The organism is Candidatus Villigracilis vicinus (assembly GCF_016702885.1).
In the GTDB taxonomy this organism is placed as follows: domain Bacteria; phylum Chloroflexota; class Anaerolineae; order Anaerolineales; family Villigracilaceae; genus Villigracilis; species Villigracilis vicinus.
In genome coordinates this window covers 237257-252254 of record NZ_JADJDD010000001.1, presented here as the reverse complement: position 1 = coordinate 252254, position 14998 = coordinate 237257, and the positions used below count along the sequence as shown (strand labels likewise).

The 14998-nt window shown below is 51.7% G+C and carries 11 protein-coding genes; 6 read left to right on the top strand and 5 right to left on the bottom strand.

Annotation, left to right across the window (positions count from 1 at the left end; translation table 11 throughout):
- The first annotated feature begins 40 nt into the window (after positions 1-40).
- Complete coding sequence (locus IPG80_RS01255; RefSeq protein WP_345101812.1) at positions 41-2566, top strand: carboxypeptidase regulatory-like domain-containing protein; 2526 nt, start codon at positions 41-43, stop codon at positions 2564-2566.
- A gap of 117 nt (positions 2567-2683) precedes the next feature.
- A complete protein-coding gene (locus IPG80_RS01250) occupies positions 2684-5266 on the top strand; it encodes a penicillin acylase family protein (RefSeq protein ID WP_345101810.1) in 2583 nt (860 codons plus the stop codon).
- A 36-nt stretch (positions 5267-5302) separates the two neighbouring features.
- Here IPG80_RS01250 and IPG80_RS01245 read toward each other — a convergent pair whose 3' ends face one another.
- The 4 genes from IPG80_RS01245 to mnmA all read right to left on the bottom strand — a co-directional run bounded on the left by IPG80_RS01245 (position 5303) and on the right by mnmA (position 7859).
- Positions 5303-5611, bottom strand: a complete 309-nt coding sequence (locus IPG80_RS01245; protein WP_345101808.1) for a VanZ family protein — start codon at positions 5609-5611, stop codon at positions 5303-5305.
- An 87-nt stretch (positions 5612-5698) separates the two neighbouring features.
- Positions 5699-6340 carry a DedA family protein gene (locus IPG80_RS01240; protein ID WP_345101806.1) on the bottom strand — a complete coding sequence of 214 codons (642 nt, stop codon included), beginning with the start codon at positions 6338-6340 and terminating at the stop codon, positions 5699-5701.
- Positions 6341-6384: 44 nt separating this feature from the next.
- Positions 6385-6663, bottom strand: coding sequence for a hypothetical protein (locus IPG80_RS01235; RefSeq protein WP_345101804.1), 279 nt, complete (start codon positions 6661-6663; stop codon positions 6385-6387).
- Positions 6664-6788: 125 nt separating this feature from the next.
- The gene (gene mnmA, locus IPG80_RS01230; RefSeq protein ID WP_345101802.1) at positions 6789-7859 is read right to left on the bottom strand and encodes a tRNA 2-thiouridine(34) synthase MnmA; all 1071 of its coding nucleotides are present in this window, start codon (positions 7857-7859) and stop codon (positions 6789-6791) included.
- 95 nt (positions 7860-7954) lie between these two features.
- On the opposite strand from mnmA, the gene IPG80_RS01225 reads away from it, so the two are divergent.
- From IPG80_RS01225 to IPG80_RS01210, 4 genes are read left to right on the top strand one after another with little or no spacing between them, the layout of a single operon-like run.
- Positions 7955-9544 carry an amidohydrolase gene (locus IPG80_RS01225; protein ID WP_345101800.1) on the top strand — a complete coding sequence of 530 codons (1590 nt, stop codon included), beginning with the start codon at positions 7955-7957 and terminating at the stop codon, positions 9542-9544.
- Complete coding sequence (locus IPG80_RS01220; protein ID WP_345101798.1) at positions 9545-10519, top strand: ABC transporter permease; 975 nt, start codon at positions 9545-9547, stop codon at positions 10517-10519. It begins immediately after the preceding gene.
- Entirely contained in the window at positions 10512-11405 is an 894-nt protein-coding gene (locus IPG80_RS01215; RefSeq protein WP_345101796.1) for an ABC transporter permease, read from the top strand. Before IPG80_RS01220 ends, IPG80_RS01215 begins: the two co-directional genes overlap by 8 nt.
- Positions 11406-11457: 52 nt before the next feature.
- Positions 11458-13146, top strand: a complete 1689-nt coding sequence (locus IPG80_RS01210) for a peptide ABC transporter substrate-binding protein (RefSeq protein WP_345101793.1) — start codon at positions 11458-11460, stop codon at positions 13144-13146.
- Positions 13147-13347: 201 nt separating this feature from the next.
- Here the strand turns inward: IPG80_RS01210 and IPG80_RS01205 are convergent, their stop codons facing one another.
- Complete coding sequence (locus IPG80_RS01205; protein ID WP_345101791.1) at positions 13348-14922, bottom strand: von Willebrand factor type A domain-containing protein; 1575 nt, start codon at positions 14920-14922, stop codon at positions 13348-13350.
- Positions 14923-14998: the final 76 nt, after the last annotated feature.

The following is a 14998-nucleotide window of genomic DNA, read 5'->3' as shown; positions in this document are numbered from 1 at the left end:
CTTGGTAAGAAGCGCACCATTGTGCGTTGAGGAGAAGAGAATGAACGTTTCATCCATTCCATTGCGCCGTTGGTTATCCGCGGCGGCGCTTGTTGTTCTGGTTGGTCAGGCGTGTACGATATCCCTGTTCAACCCGCCAAGCGACGGTACAGGCACAGCCACCCCTGGACCCGTTGCCATTACAAACACCCCTTATGCTGCAACTCAAACCACATTCATCGTAACCCTGCCAGAACCGCTTCTGCCGGGTGAGACGCTTGCCATTTCCATATTGGATGAAGTCACCGGGCTTTCACTGAATGCCACACAATACCCCATGACTCCGCGCGACAATCTGACATACACCGCCACCTTGCCATTGCCGGTGAGTTCGGTCGTTAAATATCGGTATATTCGTTTGGGCGGCGCAGGCGCTGTGGAAGACACCACCTTCGGTACAGCAATCCGTTACCGCCTGCACAGCGTCGCCAGTTCCGCTGAAGTACATGATGTCATTGCAGATTGGAGCGACAGAAGTTATGCGCGCGCCACAGGTACGATCCATGGTCAGGTATATAACTCTGATACCGGCTCACCGATCCCTAACATTCTGGTTACGGCGGGCGGCATTCACTACATTACCGATTCGCTGGGTCGTTTTGAGATCGCCGGGCTGCCCACTGGCACGCACCAACTCACTGCCTACAGCCTCGATGGACTATATCAACCCTTTCAGCAAGGCGCAGTTGTAGCGGAAGGCAACCCCACCATTGTGGATTTGCGCATCAAGCCGACCAGCCTTGTCAATGTGACCTTTATGGTCTCCGTGCCACAGGATACTGTCCCCGGTGTGCCGGTGCGCATTGCTGGCAACATCTTGCAATTTGGGAATACCTTCGCAGACTTGCAAGGCGGCGAAAGCGTGGTCTCTGACCGTATGCCCATCCTTAACTTGCAGCCAGATGGGCGATACTCCATCACGCTTGGGCTTCCGGTTGGAACTTATATTCAATACAAATACACATTGGGCGGCGGTTATTGGAACGCCGAACACAAGAATGATGGCGGCTGGATCGTGCGTGAGTTCCTCGTCCCCAACCAGGATATCGTAGTGCAAGACACAGTGGCGACATGGCTGGCATCAGACCAATCTGGACCGATATTATTTGAAGCCAGCGTGCCCTCTGTAACATTGGCAGAAGATATTGTTTATATACAATTCAAAGGCGCCGGTTGGATGGAACCCATCCCCATGTGGCCGCTTGGGAACAATCGCTGGGCTTACCAGTTGTACAGCCCTCTAAACTTCCTCGGCTCTTTTTCGTATCGTTATTGCCGTAACGGACAATGCGGCAGCGCCGATGATAATCAAACCGTTGGCAATGCACCAACCGGCAGGATCGCAAGCACCAGCCTGCTCGGTCAGGACATTCAAGATAGTGTCGGTTCATGGAAATGGTTCGAGAACCCCGAAACCTTCCCGCTGGTAGGAACCACCATCACACCGCGCACAGCCGGATTTGTGGCAGGCGTGGAATATCAACCGGTTCACCACCCGAACTTTTCCTACTATGCCCCCCAAGCCTTTGCAAACACCAAAGCCATTGGCTCCAACCTGGTCGTGCTGACACCCACATGGTCAGTAACGAATGTAGCGCCGCTGCGATTCTCCACCACGCCAGGTCAGGATCCGTTCTGGATCGACAGCGCCATCATGATCTCACAAGCGCGCGCACTGGGATTAAATACGGCGATCTTCCCAACTCCGCAATTCCTGCCTTCGGCAGATACCAGCATTTCCGCCAGTACGCAATTCTGGAAGAACGCCCCAAAAGATGCCGCCTGGTGGCAAACCTGGTTCACACGATATCGCGCTTTCCTCGTCAACTATGCAGACCTTGCAACCCAGACCGGTGCTCAAACCATCATCCTCGGCGGAGACTGGGTCACCCCCGCCCTACCCGGCGGACTTCTGCCTGATGGCAGCGCTTCAAACGTCCCGGCAGACGCCGAAGCGCAATGGCGTGCCATCATTCAAGATGTGCGCTCTCATTTCAAAGGGCAGGTGCTATGGGCAATGCCTTATGAAAAATCTAGCTTCACCACACCGGTAAGTTTCCTGCGTGATATGGATGGCATCTACCTTTTGTGGTCAACACCGATCGCACCCAGCCCGACCTCCACAAAAACGGATTACACCAACGAAGCCGGGCGTTTGCTTGATAATGAAGTTGCCCCGCTGGCATCCTTGTTGGGTAAGCCCGTCATCCTTGCAGTGTCTTATCCCGCCGTGGCAGGCGCACCCAACGGATGTGTAGCAAATGGCTCCGGCGGCTGTTTGGACTTTAACGCACTCTCTCGACCCAACACCGACCTGCCATCCGTGAGCCTAAACTTGCAAACTCAGGCGGATATCTACGAAGCCATGCTGACCGCCATCAACGCGCGCCCATGGGTTGCAGGGTTTGTCAGCCGCGGCTACTATCTCCCTGTGACCTTGCAGGACAAATCCACATCCATTCACGGCAAACCTGCCGCCAATGTGGTTTGGTATTGGTACCCAAGGCTTCTGGGAACCGTTCGATAATTTTTTGTTTAGCAGGAACAACGGATGCAGATGGCGAATATCCCATCTGCATCCGTTGTATTAATAGAACCACTGACGCTCCCCGCGCAGTGGATAATTTCCAACTTTGGAGGCGGCATGAAAAAAGCAGGCAAGATCATAGGGCGGATCCTGGTGGGGCTACTCATCATCGTTTTGATCGTCGCATCAGGCGGATTGTTCTACTTCAAAAGTTATCTGCCCAACACCGTTGCGCCGAAATCCTTCCCACAAATTGATGGTGAGATCCAGGCAGATGGATTGGACGGTCAAGTGGATATCTATCGCGACGCAATGGGCATCCCGCACATTTATGCGAGCACACCCCACGACCTCTTCTTTGCGCAGGGGTACGTCCACGCGCAGGATCGTTTCTGGCAGATGGACTCGTGGCGGCATATCGGCTCTGGTGAACTTTCCGAAATGTTCGGCGAAGGTCAGGTTGAAACCGACGCCTTCCTGCGCACCCTTGGCTGGCGTAAAACCGCCCAAGCCGAATGGGACTCGCTCGATGCAGACTCCCGCGCTATTCTGCAATCGTATACAGATGGCGTGAACGCCTACCTCAAAGACCACAGCGATACCGCCCTCAGCCTCGAATATGCCATTCTTGGTTTACTCAGCCCAGACTATGTCATCGAACCGTGGGAACCCGTTCACTCACTCACCTGGGGCAAAGCCATGGCTTGGGATCTGCGTGGCAACATGGGCGAAGAGATCGAGCGCGCCGAACTATTAAAGACGCTCACTCCAGAACAAGTTGCTTTGATCTACCCAAAATACCCTGAAGATCATCCAGTCATTGTCAATGAGATCCCAACCGAAAGCCAAGCCTCGACGGTAAAACCCAACTCTGGGTCTTCAACCTTCGACTATGCTGCCCTGTCATTAGACTCTACTGTCCGCAACGCCTCATTACTGGACCCGATCCTCGGTCCGCTTGGTGATGGAATTGGTTCAAACTCCTGGGCAGTTTCGGGCAAACTGTCTGATACTGGCATGCCTTACCTTGTGAACGATCCGCACCTGGGCATTCAAATGCCGTCGATTTGGTATCAGGTTGGCTTACACTGTGTTGAAACCTCCGATACCTGCCCATTCGAAGTAGCGGGGTTCTCCTTTGCAGGCGTGCCTGGTGTGATCATCGGTCATAACGCAAAGATCGCCTGGGGTTTCACCAATGTAGGTCCAGACGTAATGGATCTGTACATTGAAAAGGTCAATCCTGAAAATCCAAATCAGTATGAAGTCAATGGTGAATGGGTTGATTTTGAAATGTACGACGAAACCATCAACATCGCTGGCGGCGAGCCCGTAACGATCACCGTAAAAAAGACCCGTCATGGGCCGGTCATCTCAGATGCTTACGGACCAACCAAAGATGCTGGTGATCCGGAAGACGAAAAGTTTGTTCCATTCAAAGATCGTGTTGGTATCGAGCTCCCCGATCCATACGTTGTTGCCCTGGCTTGGACAGCACTCACCCCATCGACTCCATTCGAAGCCATTTGGGGCTTTGACAAAGCACAGAACTGGGATGAATTCCGTGAAGCCGCACGCGGTTTCCATGTGCCAGCCCAGAACCTTATCTATGCAGATATTGATGGCAACATTGGCTATCAAATGCCAGGAGACATCCCCATTCGCAAGAATGGCGACGGCACTCTACCCGTCCCCGGCTGGACAGACGAATATGAATGGACGGGCTTCATCCCATTCGAGGAGCAGCCTTACACCTTCAACCCTGCTGAGGGATACATCGTCACTGCCAACAATCAAGTCAACCCCTGGGATTATCCTTACCTCATCACAGAAGATTGGGATTATGGCTACCGCGCCCAACGCATTGTAGATATGATCGAAAGCGCTCCCGGCAAGATAGACAAAGCCTACATCCAATCCATGCAGGGCGATTCGACCGACCTGAATGCTCAAAGCATCATTCCGGTCTGGGATGAGATCACCTATGCAGACGCAACTCCGAATCAGGCGTATGCCCTCGATCTGATGAAAAATTGGGATACCGTCTGCTCACGCGACTCTCAGGCATGCGCCGTCTTCCAATGGTTCTGGTGGAACCTCGACCAGAACACCCTAAACGACGACCTGCCCGAACGTTCTGCCGTCAGCGGCGGTTCAAAAGATTTCGAGACCTTCCGTCTGCTTTTGCCAACTCCCGATAATTTCTTCTGGGACGACAAACTAACCACAGATATTGTTGAAACCCGCGATGATGTCTTTATCGCTTCACTGATTGAAACTGTAGATCAACTGGAAAAGGAATACGGCAAAGACCCTGCCAAATGGCCGCAATGGGGCAACCTCCACACTGCCACATTTGAGAACGGGACACTGGGACAATCGGGAATCAGCCTGATCGAAGACTTGTTCAATCGCGGACCCTTTGAAACCAGCGGTGGTCAAAGCATCGTCAACGCAACCGGTTGGGACTTGGGCACTTCCTACGAAGTGGATTGGCTGCCATCCATGCGCATGATCGTGGACACAAGCAACCTGAACAACTCTCTCACCGTTCATACGACAGGACAGTCTGGTCATGCCTATCACCCGCACTATATAGATATGGCACCGCTTTGGGCGGGTATCGAATATTACCCAATGTGGTGGGAGCAAGACTCCATCATCAACGATGCGGAAAGTCACCTGATCCTCAAACCGTAAAAAGCAAAAACAAAATAGGTCGTGCTTCTGCACGACCTATTTTTGAAGTCGCAAAGCAACCCAGCCGCCAGCAAGAACTCCTAAATAACTGGCGGCGAGATCGATCAAGTCAAATGTGCGGGTGGAAAAATACAGCTGTGAATACTCTTCGGCGGCAATGGCAAGGGCGAGAATCAAACCCACTGCAAGAGCAACCCGATATGAGTTCCGGTTGGGAAGCGCGCGAAGAAACGCCAGGGTAAAGAAAAGGTTGAGCAGTCCAAAAAGGATGAAGTGCCCGAATTTATCTCCATACGGAAAATCATACAGAAATTCCAAAGGACCAAGCTGACCGCGGTCTGCCAATATAACGATACAAATTATAAAAAGAAGAAAAAACGCCGCCAAATATTTCATATAAAAAAGGGCGGGATTCTCTCCCGCCCGCATTGGTTACTTGCCTGCTTTCGCTTCCTGACGGTGTTTCCACCATTCGAAGACCATTGGCAATACTGACACCAGAATAATAACAATGATGACCAGTTCGAAGTTGTTTTTCACGAAAGGGATATTTCCAAAGAAATAACCCAACAGGGTAAAAATAGTGACCCAGGAAATGCCGCCAACAATATTATAAGTAGCGAAGTACCCATAAGACATGCGCCCAATACCAGCCACGAACGGCGCGAATGTACGCACGATCGGGACAAAACGCGCCAGGAAGATCGCCTTGCCGCCATGCTTTTCAAAGAAAGCGTGGGTCTTATCAAGATATTCTTTTTTGATCCATTTGATATTGTAAGCACGGTCACCCAGGTAATGACCGATCGAGTAATTGACTGCATCGCCCAAGATCGCTGCCACCATTAGCAGTCCGATCAGACCCCAAACATTAAAGGAGCCGAGAGCCGCAAAAGTTCCCGCAGCAAAAAGCAGCGAGTCGCCGGGCAGGAAGGGCATAATCACCAAGCCGGTTTCAACAAAGATCACCACGAACAAAATGGCATAGGTCCAGGTGCCGTAATCGGTAATGATCGTCTGCAAATATTCATCGAGGTGCAGAAAAAGGTCAAGAGCGCTTTTCAGGAATTCCATTGTATTTTTGTCTCACTTTCAATATTATTCACAACGGGCGTGGATTATACACTGCTTTTATTTGCCGGTTTGATCTGCATAAGCCAATCGCCCAAGCCGAGAAAGACCAGGCTTCCGATCACACCCAACCCAATATCCAAAACACCCAGTTTCAACAAAACAAAGTTAAACCAAACACCGATCCACTGCCCAAGCCAAAAGCCCAGGGCGCTAAAGCCCATGTTAATGAGCAGGCGCCAGCCATTCCCGCCACGCAGAATGTGAAACAACGTAGCTGCAAGAAATGCGATCACCAAACTGAACAAAATAGCTGGAAGATTCATAATGCCTACTGTGGCGCAACGAACAAACGAACAGATATAAATGATTCAATTCGATAGTTCACAGCCATCTCCTTTACTCGACGTAATCATCAATTCCAACACCTGTATGACTATACGCAAATCATTTATTGGATAATGCCCCCGCCAAGCATTCTCTCGCCTTCATAAAATACCGCCGCCTGACCCTTTGTCGCATCTCGCACAGGCGCATCAAACGTGACCTTTACCTGATTCCCCATCATCGGCTGAACCAACGCCGGAACCTCTTTCGCCGTATAACGGATCTTCACATCCGCACGGAATGGCTCTGCAGGCACTTCTCCGCTCACCCAGTTGACGTCACGTGCAGTCAACTCGGTTGTGCCCATCTGTTCGTGCGTGCCCACGATTAAGGCATTAGTATTTGCATTCTTTGTAATCACATAAAGTGGAACCGCCGAAGCCACACCCAATCCCTTGCGTTGACCAATGGTGTAATTCGCCAAGCCGTTATGTTCACCGATCACTTTACCGTCTGGAGTTTCGATACTGCCCGGTTGTAATATCTCCGGCAGGTTGCGTTGCAGAAAGTTACGATAATCCTCGCCTGCTAAAAAGCACAAATCCTGTGAATCTTTGCGTGAGGCGGTCGGCAGACCAAACCGCTCAGCAATCGCCCGAATCTCCGGCTTGGGATAATCCCCCACCGGAAAGAGCGCGTGCTTCAACTTATCCTGCTCCAACACATGCAACACATAAGACTGGTCTTTAGAATGGTCAACGGCACGAAGCAAAATCCGCATTCCGCCTTCTGCATTCTGAATTCTCACGTAGTGCCCCGTCGCCATGAAGTCCGCCCCTAACGCCAGAGCATGATTGAGCAAAAACGTCCAACGGATCTGGCGATTGCACATCAAGCACGGATTCGGCGTTTCGCCATTGGCGTATCCATCCAGAAAATACTGCACGACCGTCTCGCGGAAAACATCCTTGGCATCCACTACATAAAAGGGGATGTCCAAAATCCCTGCCACACGACGTGCCTGCGCCATGGAGTCGGGTGTACAGCAGCGGTTAGATTCTTCCTTGCCGGGCTCGCTCCACAGGCGCATCATCATACCGGTCACGTCATAACCCTGCTCCTTGAGCAAAGCCGCTGCAACCGAAGAATCCACGCCGCCAGACATGGCGACCACTACTTTCGTCTTTTCAGTCATTAAGAATGATTATAAACCACCGCGGTAAAAGTTTCTCTTGCCCGCCGGTCATAGATAATGTATATTCAGGTCACACAACTCAAGGAGAGTGACGTATGGTTACCAAGGCAGATCTCGTAGTAGAGAACGCGAAAGTTTTCACCAGCAACAAAGACATGCCGCAAGCCGAAGCTGTGGCGGTTAAGGGGAATCGCATCGTGTATGTTGGCACCAATGCAGGCGCAAGTGCTTATAAAGATGCAAACACGCGAGTTTTAGATGGTCAGGGACGTACCCTCACCCCCGGATTCATCGATTCGCATTTTCATCTGCTTTGGGGTTCGATCTCGATGGGTGGAGCTCAGTTGTATGATGCAAAAAATATCGAAGATGTAAAAAATATTCTGCTTGAGTTTGCAGAAAATAATAAGACCGCCGAATGGATCGATGGACGCGGCGTACGCTATGACGTCATCGCGAATCGTCACGAGTTAGACGCTATCATCGCCGATAAACCGATCTACATCAACGCCTATGACGGGCACACCTCTTGGGCGAATACCAAAGCCTTGGAATTGGCTGGCATTCTCCAGCCGGGGAAAGAGGCGGAAGGCAATGGCGTCATCGTCCGCGATGAGAATGGACTCGCCACCGGCGAACTGCGCGAAACCGCCATGGGGCTGGTCTCCGACCTAATCCCTGAACCGAGCGAAGCCCGCAAACGCGAACTGCTCAAAATGACCATGGCACGCATCAACGCCACTGGCGTGACCAGCGTCCACAACATGAACGGCGATATGGAAGAATTAATGACCTACGCCGCTGTGGAAGATGCCGGTGAAATGACCGTGCGCGTTTACGAACCGTATCACATCAAACCGGAAACCACCGAAGCCATGCTCAGCGAAGCCGCGGAGATGGCAAAGGTCAAAGGGGAATTTGTGCGCGGCGGTGCGGCAAAATTCTTTATGGATGGAGTATGGGAGTCGTATACGGCACTCAACGTGGAGCCGTATGCCGATGTTGCAGACGCCAACCCGGATGGTATTTTCTCGCTAGAACATTTCACACGCATGGCAAGCCTTTGCGACAAAATGGGCTTGCAGATCTTCGTCCATTGCTGCGGGGATGGCGCAGTGAGGCGAACGCTGGATGGATACGAAGCCGTTCAAAAGGCGAATGGGAAGCGTGACAGTCGTCATCGCATTGAACATATCGAAGTCTATCATCCCGATGACTTGCCACGTTTCAAACAATTGGGCGTCCTGCCTTCTATGCAAACCAGCCATGCGCCTTTCAGCATTTCAGAAGGAGATGTGTGGCCCACTCGCGTTGGCAAGCAACGCTGGCATCTCTCGTTTGCCTGGCGTGATGTTCTGAATGCAGGCAACCAAATCGCTTATGGCAGTGATTGGCCCGTAGCACCCTTCGACCCGATGATCAATTTACATGTGGGCTTGAATCGTGAGACTTGGGCTGAGGGCATTCCATCGCATAATCTGACTCTTGAAGAACTCATCATCGGATACACGCGCGACGCAGCCTATGCCGAGTTCATGGAAAATGAAAAAGGACAAATAAAAGAAGGCTATCTCGCGGATATGGTCTTGTTCTCGCATGACCTCTTTGCTTTGCCAAAAGAAAATATCATGGAAGCCAAACCCGTCTTGACCATGGTGAACGGCAAAACTGTCTTTGAGGCATAAATGACCACATATGCGTTGCGCCGCATTCTGCAAACGGTTCCGATCTTGTTCATCATCAGTATTCTGCTGTTCCTGATGGTTCGTTCTGCGCCGGGCGGTCCGCTCACGGCGGCGCGACGCAACCCGAATATTTCGAAAGAACAGATCGAAGTTATTGAAGAACAACTGGGGTTGAATGACCCTTTGCCCGTGCAATACGGACGTTGGCTGGGTGACATGTTAAAAGGCGATATGGGCGACTCGATCAAGTTTCGTCGTCCTGTTTCAGAAATGATCGGGGAACGCATCCCCAATACGTTGGTCTTGGTCGGCGCTTCCTTTTTTGTGACCCTGCTGTTGGCGATCCCCATTGGGATTTTCTCTGCGCGCAAACCGTATTCGCCGTTTGATTATGTCATGACAACAGTCACATTCATTGGGCAAGCGATTCCGGTCTACTGGCTGGGATTGGGCTTGATCGTTGTCTTTTACATCACGCTGAAAAATCCTTTCACCGGCGACCCGCTCTTCCCGGTTGGCGGCATGAACTCACGCGGACAGGAAGGCAACCTGCTCGATACACTCTGGCATCTGGTATTGCCGGTTACCGCACTGAGCTTGGGATGGTTTGCTTGGTATTCACGCTTTCTGCGGTCGAGCATGATGGATGTGCTGCATGAAGACTACGTCCGCACGGCGCGCGCAAAAGGCTTGGGGGAACGCGGCGTGTATTTCAAACACGCACTGCGCAATGCCATCCTGCCGTTGGTCACGCTCATCGCACTAGACTTGCCAAGTTTATTTGCAGGCGCGTTATTCGTAGAAACCATCTTCTCATGGCCCGGCATGGGACGTTTATTTTGGGATGCGGCGAAGGGTCGTGATTATCCGGTATTGTTGGGCGTGGTCATGATCACGGCGGTGCTCATCATCGTCTGCAATATCCTTGCTGATCTGGCGTATGGCTGGCTCAACCCACAGGTGAAATATGACTGAGTCCGTCATCGTACAAGAAGAAAATATGACGCTCATCATCCTGCGGCGTTTTTTCAAGCACAAACTCGCAGGCATTGCCGTTGCCGTTTTGTTGCTGTTGATCGTTGCCAGTGCGTTGGCGAGTTTAAATCCGTACAGCCCTACGGATCAAGACCCGACCAATAAATTTCAAGACCCTAGCGGAGCCCATTGGTTCGGCACGGATGAATTAGGACGTGATGTCTTTTCGCGCATTTTGCACGGCGGGCGCGTTTCGTTGGCAGTAGGCTTGCTTTCTACTTTACTTTCGATTTTTGTCGGCGTGGTCGTGGGTTCCTTAAGCGGATACTTCGGCGGCTGGACGGATTCCATTTTGATGCGCATCACTGATGCCTTCTTAACCTTCCCCACCATCTTTGTGTTGATCTTACTAGGCGCTTTTCTGCGTGAACAACAATTGTTCATTTTGCAGAACAGCATCTTTGTGGTGGTCATCATCATCGCCGCGTTATCCTGGATGTGGCCCGCCCGCCTCGTACGCGGACTTTTTCTGGTGTTGCGCGAAAAAGAGTTTGTGACGGCATCCCGAGCCATGGGCGGCAGTCCGTGGCGGATGATCGTGCGTCATATTCTACCCAATTGTGTGGGTCCGATCCTGGTGAGTGGAACCTTGCAAATGGCATCGGCGATCATCACCGAATCGGGTTTGAGCTATTTGGGTTTTGGTGTGCAACCACCCACACCCACCTGGGGCAGCATCCTTTCGACCGCGCAGGATAAAATCCTAACTGCACCGTGGCTGGGATTTTTTCCGGGCTTTATGATCTTTCTGACAGTGATGGCGATCAATTACATCGGCGATGGCTTGCGCGATGCGTTTGATCCGTTTGTGATTCATGCTGAATAAGACCTGACAGGTTTTGAAAACCCGCCAGGCTCTATGATTAAAAGGAGAAGAGATGAAATTAAAACTGTTGACACTGTTCGTTGTAATGGGACTGATTCTCAGCGCATGTGGGGCTGGAAGTGCTGAACCCGCTGCTGGCAGCGAAGGAGGCGGGACAGTCGTCCTAATCCTGCCGGAAGAACCGACCACGCTGAATTTCTATCTAGCAGATGCCGCGATTGTGCGTCAGGTGGCGGATTCAACTTCGATGACGGGGTTGGTAACTATTGACGAGACCGGTAATTTCCTGCCGGTGCTGGCAGAAGGATTGCCCACGATCTCGGATGATTTTCTAACCGTAACGTGGAAGTTGATGGCAGACCTGAAATGGTCCGATGGCGAGCCGATTACATCTGATGATGTGCGTTTCACGATCGAGGTTCTTTCGAACCCGAACTCTGGCGCGTTGGTCGGCACTAGTGGATTCGATTTGATCTCCAATGTCGAAACGCCCGATGACTTGACGATCGTGCTCACATACTCAGAGCCTTACCCCGGCTATCTCGATCAATTTGCTTATGGCTTATTCCCGCGTCACGCCACGGGTGCGGCAGAGGACATGGCGAATTGGGAATGGAATCGCCAACCGGTGTCGGCAGGTCCGTTCGTGGTGAGCAATTGGGAATCGGGCAAGCGCATCACACTCACCCGCAACCCAAACTACTATGAAGAAGGCAAACCCTATCTCGACGAAGTTGTCTTTGAGATCGTGCCAGAAGCCTCGGCTCAAACGGCGATGATGTTAAACGGTGAAGCGCAATTCCATTTGTGGCCCGGTGAATTCACAGCTGAATACAATGAATTGCTTAAGGGCAAAGCCCAGCAATATCTCATCCCCGGCATTTGGAACATGGCGATTGACTTCAACCTGAGCGCGCCCTTCGATGGTGACCCAACGGCTGCGACTCCGCACCCGATCCTCGGTGACATCCGCGTGCGGCAGGCAATTGCGCATGCCATTAATTATGGCTCTCTGCAACAAGATGTATTGCAAGGCAGCGTCGGCGATTCGACCAATCCCTTCGCCTATGGTTGGTACAAGTGTGAACTGCCCCGCAAATACGGTTTCGATGTAGAAGCCGCCAATAAATTACTCGATGAAGCTGGTTGGGTCATGGGCGATGATGGCATCCGTGTTGCGAAAGGCGCGATGTATGCTGAAGATGGAACCCGCCTCTCGCTGGAACTGCAAGGGTATACCGCTTTCGATCCTTTGCAGCTCACTGAAGAATTCCTCGTCGAAAACCTGAAAGCCGTTGGCATTGAAGCGCGCATTCAGAATTATGACTTCTCGATCATCTTCGGCACCTTCGAAGATAATTCTCCGCGTGCCGTCGGCGACTATGACATGCTCATCTTTGACCGTGGCTTCACCACCGAACCGCAGGGCTACAACTTCGATGCCTATCATTCGTCGCGCATCACCACGGCAGAGAATCCCACCGGCGGAAATTACTTCCGCTGGGAGAACCCGGCTGTAGATGCCGCGCTCGAAACGGCTGGCTCCAGCTTTGACCTTGAAACCCGCAAAGCCGCCTACTGTGAAGTCGGTCAGGCAGTGATCGATGACCTGCCGCAGGTGTACCTGTATCTCTTCCAGGATAATTACGGCATTGCCGATAACCTTGAAGGATACGTACTTAATACCTGGGGCAGCATGAGTTGGGGCATTCAGAACTGGAAGTTCAAAGCCGCTCAATAAGAAATAAAAATCCCGCCCTGAAAACAGGGCGGGATTTTTTGTACTAAAAGAACATCGTCATTGCGAGGAGGGTGATCTTCCCGACGAAGCAATCTCGCCCTCAAGTCTTGGGATTGCTTCGCCGCACACCGTCCTGCGTTCGGTGCAGGGAAGACCGCGTCTCGCAATGACGGAATTCTAATTATTTTTGACGACCACTTACTACCGCAAACGGGTGGCTTGCTTTACAAGGTCAACAAATTCTTCCATTTCATCGTCGCGATAGAGATAATCTTCCAAACGGCGGGCTTCATCATAGACATCGTTCAAAGAGCTATCCTCTGCCCAGTAACTGCCTTTCAGGATCTCGGCATATTCAGCCACAATGACAGCCCGCTGGAAATACGGGTCGGTCTCGCGGAAGTCACGCTCAATCTGTTCGGCAAAATAATCCTGCGAGATCTCCACGACTTGATTCGTATCCGGGTCCTGCCAGCGCATGTAGACGGTGGCGATCTTTCCAAAGGCATCGGGGTATAGTTTCACTTCGTAGAGCGCCGTCACAGAGTGACCCGCACCGATCTCGCCTGCATCCACACTATTATCGCGGAATTCATCATCGTCCACGGCGCGGTTCTCGTACCCCACCAGGCGATAATTCTTTACCACCTCGGGGTTGAACTCTACCTGCACCTTGGCATCCATGGCGATAGTTTGCAGTGTACCGGTGATCTCGTCAATGAACAGTTTGCGGGCTTCGTCGCGGTCATCCACATAGGCATAGAAGCCGTCGCCATTATCTGCGAGCTGTTCCATCAAGGTATCGTTGTAATTATCCATACCAAAGCCGATGGTCGTCAACGTGATGCCTTCGGCGACATAGTGGTCGATCTCTTCGAGGATGGCTTCGGGTCCGGTCTCACCGACGTTTGCCACGCCATCCGAGCAGAGGATCACCCGATTAATTCCACCCGGCTTGTAGGCTTCCATCGCCATGCCATACCCAAGGCGGATACCCGCTTCGGCGTTGGTGGCACCTTCGGGGCTAAGGCTGTAAATGGCGTTGAGAATTTTCCCAGAATCTGAACCCCGTGTCGGCTCAAGAACGACGCGCGCTTCTGATCCATAGACCACAATACTGACGGTATCGTCACGGTGCAATTGCTCCACCAGCATCTCAAGCGATTGTTTGACCAAGCCCAGGCGGTTATCCATGTCCATTGAGCCTGAGACATCGATAACGAAGGTCAGAGCCGCGTCTTTTCTTTCATCCTCTGGCACATCATAGCCCTGAATCCCGACGCGGATCATGTCGTAGCGTTCGGTCTGGGTGAATGGGGATGGTCCGCCATCGATATAAATGCCAAAAGTCTGATGCGCGGACGGAAAGTCATAACCTTGATCAAAGTAATTGACATATTCTTCCACGCGCACTGAATCTTCGGGCGGAAGGTTACCGTCATTCAGGTAATTGCGCATGACGGTATAAGAACCGGTATCCACATCCAAAGCAAAAGTAGACAGGTTGTCATCTTCGGTATCTATGGATGGATTGACCCCATAGTCTTCGAAGAACATATCATATGGTTCGTTACTTGCAGGGAGATTTCCGCCACTTTGCTGCGGACCTTTGAGGGACTGTTCTTCAAGGGCAGCTGCCTCTGTGGCAGCAGGGGCAAGATCATATACTTCAGGAAAGGACGGGGATTCAGTGGAAGCGGGAGCACTTCCGCAAGCTGCTAAAAATAGCAGCAAAAATACGGCACAATAACCAAAGGTTTTGCGTAAGGTGGACATTTTTCTTCTCCTTAAGAATATATAATTTGAATACGAACAGGTGAAGAAGATCAGCTGGCGGCGTCCGACTGGTCTT

What these genes read in the sequence shown, in the direction of transcription:
- IPG80_RS01255 (WP_345101812.1), top strand. Translation starts at nt 41, where the DNA reads ATGAACGTTTCATCCATTCCATTGCGCCGTTGGTTATCCGCGGCGGCG.
- IPG80_RS01250 (WP_345101810.1), top strand. Translation starts at nt 2,684, where the DNA reads ATGAAAAAAGCAGGCAAGATCATAGGGCGGATCCTGGTGGGGCTACTC.
- IPG80_RS01240 (WP_345101806.1), bottom strand. Translation starts at nt 6,340, where the DNA reads ATGGAATTCCTGAAAAGCGCTCTTGACCTTTTTCTGCACCTCGATGAA.
- IPG80_RS01235 (WP_345101804.1), bottom strand. Translation starts at nt 6,663, where the DNA reads ATGAATCTTCCAGCTATTTTGTTCAGTTTGGTGATCGCATTTCTTGCA.
- mnmA (WP_345101802.1), bottom strand. Translation starts at nt 7,859, where the DNA reads ATGACTGAAAAGACGAAAGTAGTGGTCGCCATGTCTGGCGGCGTGGAT.
- IPG80_RS01225 (WP_345101800.1), top strand. Translation starts at nt 7,955, where the DNA reads ATGGTTACCAAGGCAGATCTCGTAGTAGAGAACGCGAAAGTTTTCACC.
- IPG80_RS01220 (WP_345101798.1), top strand. Translation starts at nt 9,545, where the DNA reads ATGACCACATATGCGTTGCGCCGCATTCTGCAAACGGTTCCGATCTTG.
- IPG80_RS01215 (WP_345101796.1), top strand. Translation starts at nt 10,512, where the DNA reads ATGACTGAGTCCGTCATCGTACAAGAAGAAAATATGACGCTCATCATC.
- IPG80_RS01210 (WP_345101793.1), top strand. Translation starts at nt 11,458, where the DNA reads ATGAAATTAAAACTGTTGACACTGTTCGTTGTAATGGGACTGATTCTC.
- IPG80_RS01205 (WP_345101791.1), bottom strand. Translation starts at nt 14,922, where the DNA reads ATGTCCACCTTACGCAAAACCTTTGGTTATTGTGCCGTATTTTTGCTG.